Origin of the sequence: Paenibacillus sp. N3.4 (genome assembly GCF_008017805.1) — a bacterium.
Classification (GTDB): Bacteria; Bacillota; Bacilli; order Paenibacillales; family NBRC-103111; genus Paenibacillus_E.
The window spans coordinates 24878-41107 of the sequence record NZ_VRTT01000002.1 but is presented as its reverse complement, the minus strand read 5'-3'; the positions used below and the strand labels follow the sequence as shown (position 1 = coordinate 41107).

Below are 16230 nucleotides of genomic sequence, written 5' to 3'. Positions count from 1 at the left end.
GAATGTTATATCCTTCAATTGATAAACTTCTCGATATCGTTGATAGCAAGTACTCGCTTGTTGTTGCTGCTTCCAAAAGAGCAAGATCGCTGCGCGATGGTGCTAAATCAAATTTAAAAGGGCAAAAAGCCCATAAGCATGTTGGAGTTGCTTTAGAGGAACTGTACGGCAACTATATCGGCTATGAGAAAATTGAGCCCACAGAGACAGAGAAATAAAACTGCTTTATCCAACAACCCTAGTGGTTGTTATTTTTTTCTCAAACCATGCTTACGAAGCTAGTATTTCTAGGAGGATGCTGCATGAGTGTGCTGCAAGGCAAAACAATTGTGCTTGGCGTATGTGGAGGCATTGCTGCTTATAAGGCCGCTACGCTTACAAGTAAACTGACGCAGGCTGGTGCGACGGTGCGCGTCATTATGACCGAATCGGCGGTTCAATTCGTAGCGCCGCTGACGTTCCAAACGTTGTCTCGTCATCATGTTTTCGTAGATACGTTTGATGAGAAAGATGCTTCTGTCGTATCCCATATCAACTTGGCGGACAGCGCTGATTTGATGCTTATTGCGCCTGCAACGGCCAACATCATCGGCAAGTTGGCCCTGGGACTGGGGGACGATATGCTCAGCACAACGCTGCTAGCGGCTACGGCACCCATCTGGGTGGCGCCTGCCATGAATGTCCATATGTATGCCAATCCGGCCGTCATGCACAATATGCAAACATTGCTTAACCGAGGGGTTCGCTTTATTGAGCCTGGCGAGGGACAACTGGCCTGTGGTTATGTGGGCAAAGGTCGTCTTGCTGAACCCGAAGAGATTGTTGCGGCGATTGTGCGACATTTTACAGCGGAAGTTCCACGTTTGGAGGGACGACGCGTACTTGTGACGGCAGGTGGGACGGTGGAGCGTATTGACCCAGTGCGTTACATAACGAATGATTCTTCGGGCAAGATGGGATATGCCATTGCCGCAGAAGCGGTTCGTATGGGAGCTAAAGTTACTTTGGTATCCGGTCCTACGGCTTTATCCGCACCTGAGGGAGTCGAACTAATCCCTGTACAATCGGCATTGGATATGAGAGAGGCGGTACTGAGCCGCTTGGATACCCATGATTTGATTATAAAAGCGGCGGCTGTCGCGGATTATCGACCGGCATCCATCGCAAAGCAAAAAATCAAAAAGAAATCCGATGCGATGACGTTGGAGCTGGTCAAAAATCCAGATATTTTACAAGAAATCGGTACGCTCAAAACGCATCAATTTGTTATCGGTTTTGCAGCTGAAACGGAACGTCTGGATGAACATGCGATGGACAAGCTGAAACGCAAAAATTGCGATTTCGTCGTGGGCAACGATGTCTCTCAAGCGGGTGCCGGATTTAGCGGAGATACGAATGTTGTGCGAATTTATGATAGCAATGGTCTTGTAGAAGCTTTGCCTATACAAAGCAAGAACGATGTAGCGCGCAGGCTGCTTGAATTGGCAGCGGATCGTCTGCATCCAGATGAGGGTGAATCCTGATGTATGCCAAAGTCATCGTCGATGTCCCTGCGAAACAAACGAACCGGGCGTTCGACTATGAAGTTCCTGTCTCCTTGCGCAAGTGGGTAGAAGTGGGAAGCCGTGTCAGCGTGCCTTTCGGACCTCGGTTGCTGCAAGGCTTTGTTGTAGAGCTGCACGAGAATACGCAGGTAGATGCTGCTCGCATCAAACCGATCCAAACCATACTCGACTTGGTGCCGCCACTGACCGCAGAACTGGTAGGACTGGGGAGATGGATGAGCAGCATGTATTTGTGCCATGAAGTTACAGCACTTCAAGCGATGCTGCCCGCAGCTCTCAAGGCGAAATACGAGCGAGTTATCCAAATTGGTGATGAAACGGGTGATCAATCGCTGCTTGAACTGCCAGATCTGCAAGAAATCGTTGGGTTTGTGAAGGCGAAGGGCTCTGTCACGATGGAGGTTCTTTTAGAGCGTTTTGTCCATGATGGATCTTTGATTAAACAATTGCTAGGTATGGGGATACTCATCGAAGTGCAAATGGTTAAAGATCGCATGACGACGAAAAAAGCGTTGACGATATTTCCTCCGGAAGGCGGCAGCGGTTTGGAAGAGGCGTTGGATGGACTACCGGCCAGAGCGGGCAAACAGCAGGATGTGCTTAGGTATTTAATCAAATATCCGCATGCCATCCGACTCACAGCCCTGATGGAAGCGGTGGAGGTCGGCGCTAGTACCGTTAAAAGCTTAGCAGATCGCGGTTTCATTGAACTTCGCGAAGTGGAAGTGATGCGGGACCCTTATGCAGGCCGTTCATTCGCGCGCACACAACCGCTTGTCTTGACGCAGGAGCAGGGCGGTGTTTTTGAAGAAATTCGCAGCGCTGTTGTTGAGGAACGACACGAGGTGTTCCTGCTGCACGGGGTGACGGGAAGCGGCAAAACGGAAGTCTATTTGCAGTCGATCCAGCAATGTTTGGATATGGGCAAAGAAGCGATTGTGCTTGTTCCCGAAATTTCGTTGACACCGCAAATGGTGGAACGATTTAAAGGCAGATTCGGTGATCTGGTTGCTGTTCTACATAGTCGGTTGTCGAACGGCGAACGGTATGACGAATGGCGCAAAATTACCCGTAAACAAGTTAAAGTGGTCATTGGGGCCCGCTCAGCGATTTTTGCTCCTTTGACGAAGATTGGCCTGATTATTATTGATGAAGAGCATGAATCCTCCTATAAGCAGGAAGAGAGCCCTAAATATCATACGCGGGATGTCTCGGTGGAGCGAGCCAAGCAGCACGGCGCCGCCGTTATACTTGGCTCGGCAACGCCGTCGCTCGAAAGCATAGAGAAGACAAAACGTCGGAGAGACCGAGAAAAGCCGCCTTATCGGCTGTTGACGATGAAAGAAAGGGTAGCGGGCAGACCGCTGCCCAAAGTTGAAATCGTAGATATGCGGGAAGAACTCAAGACAGGCAATCGATCTATGTTTAGCAGGTCGTTGTATAAAGCGATTGAAGATCGGTTAAACAAGAAGGAACAGACTGTGCTTCTGCTGAATCGACGCGGTTATGCGACGTTCGTCATGTGCCGCACATGCGGCTTCGTCTCGACTTGTCCACATTGTGATATCTCACTTACCTATCATCAAAGCTCGCGCATGCTGCGCTGTCATTATTGTGGATACGCGGAACGTGAAGTTACGCAATGTCCGAGCTGTCAATCCGAACATATTCGTCATTTTGGGACGGGCACGCAGCGGGTAGAAGAGGAACTTAGTAAAATTTTTCCAGGCATTCGTGTTATCCGAATGGATGTGGATACAACAACCGAAAAAGGCTCGCATGAAAAGTGGCTGAAAATGTTCGGGGACAAGCAAGCTGATGTGCTGCTCGGCACACAAATGGTGGCCAAAGGACTGGATTTCCCAGACGTGACATTGGTTGGGGTTATCGCGGCGGACACGGTGCTGAACTTGCCGGATTTTCTTCAGCTGAACGAACGTTTCAATTGTTAACCCAGGTTGCAGGTCGTGCTGGTCGCCATGAAAAGCTAGGCGAAGTGTTCGTTCAGACGTACACACCTGAACACTACAGTGTACAATGTGCTAGTCAGCACGATTATGTCGCCTTCGCTAATCATGAACTGGATATTCGCGCGAATTTGGGCTATCCGCCTTATCAACGATTGATTTTAATCACGTTCTCGCACGAGCAGGTTCCGCTTCTTGTGCGCTCTGCGGAAGCTTTTGTCACAAGGCTTAAGGAACTGTCTCAGCAGTTTGCGAGCGAGCAAGGGGACTTGTTTACGAGCCCTTCAGCCTCAGAAAATGTATTCAGTATGGACGTGCTTGGCCCTGTTGCCTCACCGATTTCCCGAATCAAGGATAGATATCGATTCCAATGCGTGGTAAAATATCGGGGGGATGATCAGGCGGCTGAGCTTGTCGGTCGAACTGTAACGTGGTTCGAAGAGCGCTCAGCGAAGGAGAAACTGCTGATCAGCGTCGATGTTGACCCGCAATATTTAATGTAAATCCCCAAATAGAGATGACTTTATAAGGTAGGTGCACGCTATGGCTATTCGCATTATTGTCAAAGATCCAGATCCTGTGCTGCGCGAAAAAGCGATCACGGTTACGAAATTTAATTCCAATCTGCATAAACTGCTGGATGATATGGCAGACACCATGTACGACGCAGAAGGCGTTGGTCTTGCTGCTCCGCAAATCGGTATTCTCAAACGCGTTATCGTCATGGATTGCGGAGAAGAACATGGCGGTTTGATCGAAATGGTCAATCCTGAGGTTGTGGAATCCAGCGGGGAACAAACAGGTCCGGAAGGATGCCTTAGTATCCCTGGGCTGCGCGGTGATGTTCTCCGTCCGTTGAATGTGACAGCCAAGGGCCAAGATCGTGACGGGAACCCGATCGAAGTTACGGGTACAGAGCTTCTGGCACGCTGTATTTTCCATGAAATCGATCATTTGAATGGTGTTTTATTTACGGATCTCGCTATCAAAACGTATACAAGCGATGAAGAGGAAGAAGCCGAGTGAATATAATTTTTATGGGTACACCGGATTTTGCTGTACCGTCCCTGCAGCTCCTTCTGGAGGAAGGCTATAACGTTACAACAGTTGTCACGCAGCCTGATCGACCGAAGGGACGCAAACGCGTCTTAACGCCTCCTCCGGTTAAAGTAGAAGCCGAGAAGCATGGCATTCCCGTACTTCAACCTGAACGGCTGCGTCATGCCGATTCGGTTGACGTTCTTCGTGAGCTGAAGCCTGATTTGATCGTGACAGCTGCCTATGGTCAAATTCTGCCTAAATCGGTGCTGGAGCTGCCGCAGTACGGTTGTATTAACATTCATGCTTCCTTACTGCCCAAATATCGCGGCGGTGCCCCGATTCACCACGCTGTGCTGCGAGGTGAATCGGTGACGGGTGTGACCATTATGTATATGGCGGAGGGCCTGGACACCGGCGACATGATTTCGAGCGTGGAACTGCCTATCGCGGATACCGATACGACAGGCACCTTGTTCTATAAGCTAAGTATCGCGGGTGCGGATCTACTTAAACGCACATTACCGGATTTGTTAGCTGGACGGATTCAAGCTGTTCCCCAAAATGAAGCAGATGCCGTTTATTCACCGAACATCCGCAGGGATGACGAGTTAATGAACTGGTCACGCTCATCTGTGGAGCTGTGGAATCAAATCCGAGGATTGAATCCTTTTCCCGGCGCTTACACGCTCTGGAATGGAGAAGTCATGAAAGTATGGGCCAGCGCAAATCCGAAGACGTCTGTCGAACCGAGAAGTCGGAGCTTGTCTGAAATGAGCGGTAACGCTCCTGTTCCAGGGACTGTGTTAAATAGTAATGAACAGGGGATTGAAGTGATGACAGGGGAAGGCACTTTGTGGCTTACCAATATTCAACCTTCAGGCAAGAAGGCGATGCCTGTATCGGAATTCATCCGTGGTGTGAAAATCGAAACGGGCACTGTATTTGGCCGTTGAGATTATCTGCCAGATAGACACATAACGAGGAATGTTTAGATCTCATCATCTTTTTTTAGTTGGGTGTATGGGGGTCATGACTTAACAAAAATGAGGTATTAGATTTGTCTACGCAAAAACCGAACCGTCCGCATCATGGATCTGCAAACAAGCCGCAGGGGGGGCAGAAGCCCCCATCTCCAAAACCGTCCTCAGGCGCTGCGAAGAGCAGCGCTGTTAAGCATTCCGCCCGCGAGGCTGCGCTGGATGTCTTAATTCGTGTGGAAGAAAATCAGTCGTACAGCAATTTGCTGCTGAACCAAACGCTGCAGAAGCATGCGCTCGAACGCGCAGATGCGGGACTGGCTACTGAGCTTGTTTATGGCACGATCGGACGTAAAAATACAATCGATTTTTTCTTGGAGCGCTTTGTCAGCAAAGGGCTTGCAAAGCTGGAGCCGTGGGTCCGTTGTCTGCTGCGGCTAAGCTTCTATCAGCTGCATTATTTGGACCGCATCCCCGACCATGCGGTCGTAAGCGAAGCGGTCAATATCGCGAAGCGCCGAGGTCATCAAGGTATCTCGGGCATGGTTAATGGGGTGCTGCGGGCAATCATTCGCAGCAAAGAGGAACTCACGCTGCCGGCTGCGCTCGGCGACGTGAAGCGCATCGCCCTAGGCCATTCCCATCCGGAATGCTCGTGCGGCGATGGATCCGTCAGCTGGGAGCTGAGCTGACGGAACAGATCTGTGCGGCGAACAATGAGCCGCCGCATGTGAGCATCCGCGCGAACGCGAGGCGCCACAGCCGGCTGGAGCTGCTGGAGCAGCTTCAGGCGAGCGGCCTTGACGCGGAAGCGTCCGCGTTGGCCCCGGCCGGCATCCTTGTGCGCGGAGCCGGGAACATGGCATTAGCCCCCGCTTTCCAGCAGGGGGACTTCTCGATTCAAGACGAGAGCTCTATGCTCGTCGCCGAGGCTTTGGATCCGCACCCAGGGATGCGCGTGTTGGACTGCTGCGCGGCCCCGGGCGGCAAAACCGCTCACATCGCCGAGAAGATGGACGATGCGGGCACGATTTGGGCTTGTGATCTGCACGAGCACAAAGAGAAGCTGATTGCAGACCAGGCGGAGCGGCTTGGACTATCGGCGATCCAGACACTGGTCATGGATGCTGCGAATCTGGATGAGCATTTTGCGGCAGAATCGTTTGACCGCATCCTGCTCGATGCTCCTTGCTCGGGACTTGGGGTTATTCGCCGCAAGCCTGATTTGAAGTGGGCCAAGCAGGAGGCTGAGATCGAAGCGATTAGTGAGCTGCAGCACGCTATTCTAAGCAAGGTGCATCGGCTGCTCAAGCCGGGCGGCGTCCTGGTATATAGCACGTGTACAATCGAGCATGCCGAGAACGAGGGCATGATCGAGCGCTTTCTCGCTGCGAACAGTGAGTTTGAGCTTGCTCCGCTGCCGGAAGCTGTGTTTGCGGGGATCGACCCGCAGGCGGCGGCAACAGGCATGATCCAAATTCTGCCTCAGCAATTTCATTCCGACGGTTTTTTCATCGCACGACTGCGCAAGCGTACTTAACCGAAAGCGGTATTGGCTTATCCACGCAGGTGGGCTGCAAGCCTTTGGTTCGTAGATTAGAAAGTATATGTCTATACGTTTGCTTCGCATCTACCTTGACAAACTCGCTCGTCCCTGAAGGACGACGAAGTCGTTTATCCTTGGACGGCTTAGAATCACACGGACGTGTGTTCGTTCCCGCTTTGTGATAAAATACATGAGATTAGTAAATGATAGAAGAAATAACTACAGGTTGTGATAAATATGACAGGTCCATTAAAAGTAGAGTTGAATGTAAAACCATTTGTTTATGATTTAAATTGGGATGAGTGGCAGAGCTGGGTGAAAGAGAACGGCGAGTCCTCTTTTCGTGCGGGGCAAATTTTTGACTGGCTGTATATCAAGCGAGTGTTCAGCTTCGATGAAATGTCGAATTTGCCGAAGACGTTGCGGGACAAATTAAAGGATCAGTTTGAGTTCGTCACGCTGACCGAAATCGCAAAGTATCAGTCGCAAGACGGTACAGTTAAGTTCTTATTCGAGCTTGAAGATAAGAATGCGATTGAAACGGTTGTCATGAAGCATAATTATGGCAACAGCATTTGTGTGACGACACAGGTCGGCTGCCGAGTCGGCTGTACGTTTTGCGCGTCCACATTGGGCGGTCTTAAACGTGATTTGAGACCCGGTGAGATCGTTGCCCAGGTTGTTAAGGCACAGAAATTGCTTGATGATACAGAAGAACGGATCTCCTCTATTGTGATCATGGGGATCGGCGAACCTTTTGAGAACTACGAAGCAACGATGAATTTCCTGCGCGTGATGATTCACCCCAAAGGGCTGAATATCGGGCAGCGTCATATTACGGTATCGACGAGCGGCATTGTGCCGAATATCTACAAGTTCGCAGATGAGAATTTACAAGTGAATTTGGCGATTTCCATTCATGCGCCGAACGATAAGCTTCGCTCAAAGTTAATGCCCGTCAATCGGAGATTTCCTTTCGTTGACTTGATTGAAGCTTGTAAGTATTACATTGCCAAAACCGGAAGACGTATTACGTTTGAATATGCGCTTATGGGTGAAGTGAACGATCAACCTGAGCATGCTGAAGAATTGGCACTTGTGCTTAAGGATATGCCGCTTAGTCACGTGAATCTGATTCCTGTGAATTTCGTTGCTGAACGCGATTTCAAGCGCACGCCACGGGATGATATTTTCACATTTCAGCGGATTCTCGAAAAAGGCAAAATTAATGCCACCATACGCCGCGAACAGGGAAGCGATATTGCTGCTGCCTGTGGACAACTGCGCGCTAAGCATATGGAGAACAAGTAATGAGGTGAAATCGGGATGAAGATGGTGAGCCGTACCGATATCGGCAAGGTCCGCTTAGTCAACGAGGACCGTGCCGCCATTCATCATGAGCTGAATGGCCTTTCCTTGGCAATCGTAGCCGATGGCATGGGGGGACATCAAGCCGGTGATATTGCTAGTACAATGGCGATCGAAGTGATTGAGGCACAGCTGCAGGCGATCCATGGTGGAATGTCCGCGGAAGCTTGCAAGCAAGTGCTGAAAGAAGCGATTGAGAAGGCAAACGAGAAAATTTATGAGTTTGCCTCCCAGCAAGAAAATTATCATGGTATGGGGACGACGGTTGTTGCCATTATTGCTTCGCAAGAGCTTCTTATCATCGGACACATCGGCGACAGCCGTGCTTACAAAATTACCAGCGAATCAATTACACAGTTAACGGAAGATCATTCTTTGGTCTATGAGCTTGTGAAGAACGGGCAAATTACCATTGAAGAGGCAGATCATCATCCCAGACGTAATTGGATCACGCGCGCGCTTGGTACAGAGCCAGGCGTAGAAGTGGATCTTTATGAATTTACATGGCGTCCGGAAGAAACGATTTTAATTTGCACGGATGGTCTGAGTGGACTTGTGGATGCCAGCGAAATTCTTAAAATATTGCATACAAACAACAAGCTTGAGGACGCAGCTGACCAGCTCATACGTAGTGCGCTGGATGCAGGCGGAGATGATAATGTAACGGTTGTCTTATTTACACATGATAAAAAATCGGATGAGCAAAGGGGTGATGAGAATTGATCGGTAGAAAGCTGGGTGGCCGCTATGAAATTTTGGAACGCATCGGCGGAGGCGGCATGGCTTTGGTTTACAAAGGGCATGATCTGCTGCTGAATCGTAAAGTAGCCGTGAAGGTGCTGCGTCAGCAGTATGTCCATGACGAAGAGTTTATTCGTCGCTTCCGCAGAGAGGCGCAAGCAGCCGCATCTCTTTCTCATCCTAATGTCGTCAGTATTTATGATGTAGGACAAGAAGAAGATGTACATTATATTGTCATGGAGTACATTGAAGGTACGACCTTGAATGATTTAATCAAGGAGAAGGCTCCTCTGCAAGTCGAGGATGCGGTTCATTACGCGAGTCAGATCGCGGACGCCCTCGATCATGCTCACCACAACGAAATTATTCACCGCGATATCAAGCCGCACAACATTCTCATCGGTAAAAATGGTCGTATTAAAGTGACTGATTTCGGTATTGCCCGTGCAGCCACGTCTTCGACGATCACACAAACTGGTTCCGTCGTCGGCTCTGTGCATTATTTCTCTCCTGAACATGCCAAAGGGACGAATACCGGCGAGAAATCTGACTTGTATTCTCTGGGTATTGTGATGTACCAAATGCTCACAGGCAAACTGCCTTTCCTTGGGGAAAGCCCGATTTCCGTGGCCCTTAAACATTTGCAAGAGGATGTAGAGGATCCGCGCAAAGCGAATCCGCTTATTCCACAGAGTGTGGAAAACATCATTTTGAAGGCTATGCGGAAAAAACCCGATGAGCGCTATCAATCGGCTAAGCTGATGATGGCGGATCTGGATACTTGTTTGAATCCAGACCGAAGGAATGAGGCCAAGGTTGCATTCTGGGATGCTGATGGGATGGATGAAGAACGGACCTTGGTGATGCCGGCGATAAGAGCTGATCAGCTTGTAAAGTTCGATGACGAAGAGATTGAGAAAACCTTGTCACGCGAAGAGCCAATCCCCTCGAAGAGCAAGGGATGGATCAAGCCGCTCGTTTGGATCGTTATTCTTTTGATGATTCTAGGCGCGATGTGGTACATGGTAGGGTATGTCAAAGGAATGTTTGCCATTGAGACTGTCGAGGTTCCCAATGTTGTCAACAAGCCTTTAATCCAAGCTCAAGCAGAATTGACAGCAGCCAAGCTTGGTTCTACGATTGAATATGATTTGGAAAGCAAGTTGGCCAAGGATACCGTCATTAGTCAAAATCCTACCGGAATGAGGCTCAATGTCGGCACCAAAGTGACGCTTTACGTCAGCAAGGGCATACCCAAGATTAAAATGGACAACTATGCTGGGCAGCCGCTAAAAGATGTGAGGCTAAAGCTGTTGGCCCTTGGCATCAACAATGATCAGATTAACATCACGCCAGTACCAACGGAGGATGCGCCGGACACCGTTCTCAAACAGACACCGCCTGCCGGCGAAGAGTTTGAATTGGAGAAGGCTGCGATTTCGTTCACGGTTAGTAAAGCGAAGGAAACGTTTAAAATGCCTGATCTTGTCGGCTTGTCCGAAGCGGAGGCCAAAGATAGGCTGACCAAGCTTAATCTCAAGCTGGCCGTAAACGGCATTACACGAGAGAAGAGTTACAAGGTTGCAAAAGGCAAAGTCATCGATCAATTTCCGTTTAGGAAAAATCAGGATGTTTCCGTAGGCACGAATACGGAATTTTCTCTGGCCATCAGCGATGGCTTCCCGGAAGAAGCCGGTCAATTAACAGTTAGCATACCGGTTAAACCTACAGTAGAAGGCAAGGATTCGGAGTTTAAGATTGTAGTTAGCGATGCGCAGTACGAGAATTTCGAATACAAGACAGAAAAAGTGACGAAGCCTCAAAATCTAGATGTGAAAGTCATTGTTTCTCCGGAGAAAAAAGCGGTTATTTTGATCAAAGAAGGCGATAACTTGGTCAATTCGATTACGCGTACATACCAAGATTATTTGGATCAAAAGAATGGCAAAACCGGTTCGCCGAGTTCTTCGTTAGCCCCTTCCACATCGCCGAAGCAGCAAAACAACGCCCCGGCTATTCCGGTCGGCGGCAACACTCAGGGCCAAACAAGCGGCGCTTCTTCTAAACCTGCAACTGGAGGCACAAATTAATGCCACAAGGATACATCGTTAAGGCATTAAGCGGTTATTACTATGTGCTGCCCGAAGGGGCAGTGCTTCATGAAACAAAGACGATAACGTGTCGAGGCAGAGGTGTCTTCAAAAATAGGAACATAACGCCGCTCGTCGGGGATCGTGTCATGTACGAAGAAACCGAGAACGGGGAAGGGACGGTTACCGAAATCCTTCCTCGCATTTCGGAGCTTATTCGTCCTCCGATTGCCAATGTGAACGTTGTTGTACTCGTTTTCTCGGTTACTGAGCCTGTTCTTAACTTACAGCTTTTAGATAAGTTTCTTGTGCATATCGAGAATACGGGCATTGATGTTCTGTTATGTTTTACCAAAAGTGATTTGCTTACGGAGGATGACAGTTCTCTAGCAAAGGAAATGACTGTTTCCGAGTTGAAGCGGATTACGGAGCTGTACGAGCAAATCGGATATACGGTACTGAAGACGAGTTCTAAGCTGCAAGAGGGCGTGGAAGCGATTCTGCAGCATTTGGACGGGGCAGTGAGCGTGTTCGCTGGACAGTCTGGCGTTGGCAAGTCATCCTTGCTCAATGAAATGATTAGCGGGCTTAACTTGGAAACCAATGCCATCTCTCAGAGGCTTGGTAGAGGAAAGCATACTACGCGCCATGTTGAACTGCTTCCTTTGCCAAACGGAGGACTTGTTGCGGACACGCCTGGATTCAGCCAGCTGGATTTCATGGAAGTGGAAGCGGAAGGTCTTGGCAGCTGTTTCAGGGAATTCGCTGCGATAGCTGAAGGATGTAGATTTCGAGGCTGTTTGCATCTGCATGAACCGAACTGCAAAGTACGCGACGGGGTAGCCGAGGGAACGATTGCGGCGTCTCGCTATGATCATTACTTATTATTTTTAACAGAAATTAAGGATCGTAAGAGGAGGTATTAGGGCTGATGGTATACATAGCACCTTCTATTTTATCAGCAAATTTTGCCAAGCTTGGCGAAGAGATTAAAGAAGCAGAGCATGGCGGAGCAGATTGGATTCATGTGGACGTGATGGATGGTCATTTCGTGCCTAACATCACCATCGGTCCGCTTGTTGTCGAGGCCATTCGGCCGATTACGAAGCTGCCGCTTGATGTTCATCTGATGATTGAGCAGCCGGATCGGTACATTCCTGACTTCGCCAAGGCCGGCGCGGATTTAATATCCGTCCATGTGGAAGCTTGCACGCATCTGCACCGCACGCTGCACTTAATTAAACAAAACGGTGTCAAAGCGGGGGTCGTGTTGAATCCGGCAACTCCGATCTCGTTGATTGAACATGTGCTGGATGAACAGCTGGACCTTGTGCTTATTATGACCGTCAATCCCGGATTCGGGGGACAGGCTTTCATTCCCGGCATGCTGAACAAAATTCGGGCGCTGCGTGAGCAGGCGAATGCCAAGGGGCTCCATGGGCTTCATATTGAAGTCGACGGGGGGATTAATGAGGCTACGGCTCGTCTAGTGACAGAAGCGGGAGCAGACGTCCTGGTAGCGGGTAATGCTGTATTCGGACAGTCTGATCGCGCTGATGCGATTCAGCGAATACGCGGATAAAGGGGAACGCAGCACTTGAACATTTTATGGCTTTTTGTCTACAGCATCCTCTGTGCCATACTATTAACATGCTACGCCAATATACATGATCTCTCCAAGTTTATTTTCTCGATTGCCGCTCTCTACGCAGGGATTCGATTTTTTCGACGTTTTGAGCAATTGAGCTTTCGCGTGTGGTTTATTGTTTTGTCTGTTCTTTTATATTTTATTTTCAGTTTAGCTTTTGCCCTTTACACGCAGGCGGGCATAACGACATAGAAGCCGCATACATATAGTTACAAGAGCGCTATGCTCTTGTAGCTTTTTTTGCTTTCTGGAAGCGAATGGATGGGAAAAGTAAAATAGAAGGTACTTTTTCGCGGTCCGGGCATATACTGTTGTAACGATGCTAAGGAGCAGTCATGCAACCTATGAAGCCTATGCTTATGAAGTAAGTTTTCGGGCGAAAGCTCTAAGCCTACACTTACGCTGTAAGTTTTCGGGCGAAAACTTGAAGGAGGGGTAGAGAATGAAGTTCTACACAATTAAGCTACCAAGGTTTTTGGGTGGATTCGTTAAAGCCGTACTTAATACATTTAGTAAGAACTAGGCAAACACATACTTGACCCCCCAGAAATGCAAAAAAAGCACCGATAAGGTGCTTTTTGTCTTTCCATAAGAAAGTGTGCGTATCCGCAGCTGCAATTAAACGCGAGCCACTTTACCGGACTTCAATGCACGAGTACTTACGTAAACGCGTTTAGGCTTACCATCAACGAGAATGCGAACCTTTTGAACGTTAACTCCCCAAGTACGCTTGTTTTTATTGTTAGCGTGGGACACGTGATTACCGGAACCTGGACTTTTACCTGTGATAAAACATTTGCGAGACATGTATGACACCTCCTTCGCAGTATACAAAGCAGCATGGGTGGCAAGCCTAAGCTTGACATGACAGCTTTCCTCAAATTTAGACTTTGCTTCTTGCGATTCATGATATAACCAGCAAAAACACACTTAGACATAATATCATAGCAAAAGGAGTCGAGTCAACGAATTGGCTGCATTTTTGCCGTTTATTTATTTAGTGTGTTATAGTACAATGAAGAGTAGCCCACAATCCCGTACATAGTGAATACAATGGGAAGTCCTTATTGCTTTAGCAAAGCGGGCTAGGGAATGCTTACAAGATTAGTGTTTGCCGACGTAGAACCTGAAGGAGTTGTTAGATAATGGCAATTGAACTCACAACCGAGTATGGAAAAGTGTATATTACCAATGAAGTGATTTCAACTCTGGCCGGATCCGCCGCGTTAGATTGTTATGGACTTGTTGGCATGGCTACGAGAAAACAGCTGAAAGACGGAATAGCGGAACTTTTGGGGCGAGATAATTTAAGCCGCGGTGTCGAAGTGCGTCGGGAAAATGGACGACTCGAAATTGATCTCTATATTATTGTCAGCTATGGAACCAAAATATCCGTAGTCGCAGGCAATGTTCAAACCAAAGTTAAATATATTTTGAACGAAGTTGTGGGGCTTCATGTGGATGATGTGAACATTTTTGTTCAAGGCGTTCGTGTAGCTAAATAAAAGCCCGGTAACTGGGAAGGAGAATTGCTTTGAGTAAGCGCTTTATTTCAATAAATGGAAATGACTTCACTGCTATGGTCTTGGCGGGTGCGGATAACCTTCGCAGGAATGTTGAAAGGGTTAACGGATTAAATGTATTCCCTGTACCCGACGGAGATACCGGCACCAACATGAATTTAACACTCACAGCAGGTTGTGAGGAACTGAAGAAGAAGCCATCCTCTCATATTGGGAAAGCAGCAGATGCATTGTCCAAAGGTTTACTAATGGGCGCCAGAGGCAACTCAGGGGTAATTTTGTCACAGCTGTTTCGTGGATTCGCCAAGCATGTGCATGATCTTGAGAGCGTGAATGTACAGCAATTCGCGGCTGCGCTGCAGCAAGGCGTAGAGACCGCATACAAGGCAGTGGTGAAACCTGTTGAAGGAACGATATTAACCGTGTCCAAAGAAGCGGCTAAGCATGCGGTACAATACCGCCGCGGAGGAGATCATCTTGATTTTATGCAGGAAGTTCTGACCAAGGCTAAAGAGGCGCTCGCCAGAACGCCTGAGCAGCTCGCTGTGCTCAAACAGGTGGGTGTGGTAGATGCTGGAGGGCAAGGACTCGTATGCGTCTATGAGGGCTTCGTAGCTGCGTTAAGCGGAGGTGATTGTGAGGTGACCGACGATTACGCAACCATGGATACGACAATCGGTGAGGTTTCGCTCGTTCCCGGGATGAATTTGGCGAAGGAAGTGCATGCTCATATGCCTGCACAAGCGCATCTCGCCACGGAGGATATTGAATTTGGCTATTGCACGGAATTCATGCTCACCATTGCTCCGGGCAAGGTCAAAGGACTCACATTTGATGAAGGCCGATTCCGCGACCAATTGAGCAAGCTCGGCGATTCTCTTCTCGTTGTGGCTGATGAGGAATTAGTGAAAGTTCATATTCACGCGGAATATCCGGGTGAAGTTATGAACCAAGCCATGAATTACGGTGCTTTGAGTCGTATCAAAATCGAAAATATGCGCGATCAGCATTCACATATATTAGAAGATATGGCGGAAGGATACGAGGCTCCGGAATCCTTTGCTGCCCCGACGTTAGCCGTGCAGGCACCAAGTAAGGCTTACGGCTTCGTCGCCGTTGCGCTTGGTGATGGAATTACAGATATATTATCCAGTGTAGGTGTGGATGTCGTTCTGTCCGGTGGGCAAACGATGAACCCAAGCACAGAAGATATTGTCAAAGCGGTTAACAGTATTGATGCACAGACCATTTATGTATTACCGAACAACTCCAATATTATTTTGGCTGCTCAGCAAGCGACCGAGCTCGTAGAGGGTAAGACGCTTATTGTGATTCCTTCCAAATCGATACCGCAAGGTCTTGCGGCGATTTTGCCTTCCAAGAGAAGGCCGATGCCAAGACGAATACGGAAGCCATGAATGAATCTCTGGCACGTGTTAAATCGGGCCAAGTGACCTATGCTGTGCGAGACACGAACATGGATGGCATGGATATCAAGCAGGGACATTTCATCGGTATCCAAGACGGCCGTATTGTGTCTTCGCAGTCGAGCCTTCTTGACGCCTGCAAAAAGCTGCTGGAAGAAATGATTGAGGAAAGCAGTGAGATCGTGACGATCCTCACCGGTCAAGATGCTTCGGAAGAAGAAACCGAGGAGCTTGAGGCTTTCATCCAGGTGCTTTATCCCCAAATCGAAGTAGAACTTCATCCAGGCGGACAGCCTTTGTATGCCTACCTGTTCTCTGTCGAATAAGAAAACAGGTA

At 48.7% G+C, this 16230-nt stretch carries 12 protein-coding genes and 3 pseudogenes; 14 read left to right on the top strand and 1 reads right to left on the bottom strand.

Annotated features, from left to right (window positions below):
- The first annotated feature begins 2 nt into the window (after window positions 1-2).
- From rpoZ to spoVM, 12 genes and pseudogenes are all read left to right on the top strand, one after another.
- On the top strand, window positions 3-218 hold the full coding sequence (gene rpoZ / locus FU659_RS01890; RefSeq protein ID WP_147945990.1) for a DNA-directed RNA polymerase subunit omega: 216 nt from the start codon (window positions 3-5) through the stop codon (window positions 216-218).
- Between the two features lie 90 nt (window positions 219-308).
- Window positions 309-1523 (top strand): bifunctional phosphopantothenoylcysteine decarboxylase/phosphopantothenate--cysteine ligase CoaBC, encoded by a 1215-nt coding sequence (coaBC, locus tag FU659_RS01885; protein ID WP_147946135.1) that lies wholly within the window; start codon window positions 309-311, stop codon window positions 1521-1523.
- A pseudogene (gene priA / locus FU659_RS01880) lies at window positions 1523-4035 on the top strand (primosomal protein N'). Before coaBC ends, priA begins: the two are co-directional and overlap by 1 nt.
- A 40-nt stretch (window positions 4036-4075) precedes the next feature.
- Window positions 4076-4558, top strand: a complete 483-nt coding sequence (gene def / locus FU659_RS01875; RefSeq protein WP_147945989.1) for a peptide deformylase — start codon at window positions 4076-4078, stop codon at window positions 4556-4558.
- On the top strand, window positions 4555-5526 hold the full coding sequence (gene fmt, locus FU659_RS01870; RefSeq protein WP_261807557.1) for a methionyl-tRNA formyltransferase: 972 nt from the start codon (window positions 4555-4557) through the stop codon (window positions 5524-5526). Before def ends, fmt begins: the two co-directional genes overlap by 4 nt.
- A gap of 104 nt (window positions 5527-5630) precedes the next feature.
- Window positions 5631-7090 (top strand): annotated as a pseudogene (gene rsmB / locus FU659_RS01865) (16S rRNA (cytosine(967)-C(5))-methyltransferase RsmB).
- A 243-nt stretch (window positions 7091-7333) separates the two neighbouring features.
- Complete coding sequence (gene rlmN, locus FU659_RS01860) at window positions 7334-8407, top strand: dual-specificity RNA methyltransferase RlmN (RefSeq protein ID WP_147945988.1); 1074 nt, start codon at window positions 7334-7336, stop codon at window positions 8405-8407.
- A gap of 15 nt (window positions 8408-8422) precedes the next feature.
- Window positions 8423-9187, top strand: coding sequence for a Stp1/IreP family PP2C-type Ser/Thr phosphatase (locus FU659_RS01855; RefSeq protein WP_147945987.1), 765 nt, complete (start codon window positions 8423-8425; stop codon window positions 9185-9187).
- The gene (pknB, locus tag FU659_RS01850) at window positions 9184-11295 is read left to right on the top strand and encodes a Stk1 family PASTA domain-containing Ser/Thr kinase (protein ID WP_147945986.1); all 2112 of its coding nucleotides are present in this window, start codon (window positions 9184-9186) and stop codon (window positions 11293-11295) included. Before FU659_RS01855 ends, pknB begins: the two co-directional genes overlap by 4 nt.
- The gene (rsgA, locus tag FU659_RS01845; RefSeq protein WP_147945985.1) at window positions 11295-12221 is read left to right on the top strand and encodes a ribosome small subunit-dependent GTPase A; all 927 of its coding nucleotides are present in this window, start codon (window positions 11295-11297) and stop codon (window positions 12219-12221) included. The genes pknB and rsgA overlap by 1 nt, the downstream gene beginning before the upstream one ends.
- Before the next feature lie 5 nt (window positions 12222-12226).
- Window positions 12227-12877: a ribulose-phosphate 3-epimerase gene (gene rpe / locus FU659_RS01840; protein WP_147945984.1), complete on the top strand. Its 651-nt coding sequence runs from the start codon at window positions 12227-12229 to the stop codon at window positions 12875-12877.
- Window positions 12878-13385: 508 nt separating this feature from the next.
- Complete coding sequence (gene spoVM / locus FU659_RS01830) at window positions 13386-13466, top strand: stage V sporulation protein SpoVM (protein ID WP_036634233.1); 81 nt, start codon at window positions 13386-13388, stop codon at window positions 13464-13466.
- A 95-nt stretch (window positions 13467-13561) separates the two neighbouring features.
- Here spoVM and rpmB read toward each other — a convergent pair whose 3' ends face one another.
- Window positions 13562-13750, bottom strand: a complete 189-nt coding sequence (rpmB, locus tag FU659_RS01825; protein ID WP_090816405.1) for a 50S ribosomal protein L28 — start codon at window positions 13748-13750, stop codon at window positions 13562-13564.
- Between the two features lie 338 nt (window positions 13751-14088).
- Between rpmB and FU659_RS01820 the strand changes: the two genes are divergently transcribed.
- Together FU659_RS01820 and FU659_RS01815 are read left to right on the top strand one after the other, a co-directional pair.
- The gene (locus tag FU659_RS01820) at window positions 14089-14448 is read left to right on the top strand and encodes an Asp23/Gls24 family envelope stress response protein (protein WP_147945982.1); all 360 of its coding nucleotides are present in this window, start codon (window positions 14089-14091) and stop codon (window positions 14446-14448) included.
- Between the two features lie 29 nt (window positions 14449-14477).
- A pseudogene (locus FU659_RS01815) lies at window positions 14478-16219 on the top strand (DAK2 domain-containing protein).
- Window positions 16220-16230 lie beyond the last annotated feature (11 nt).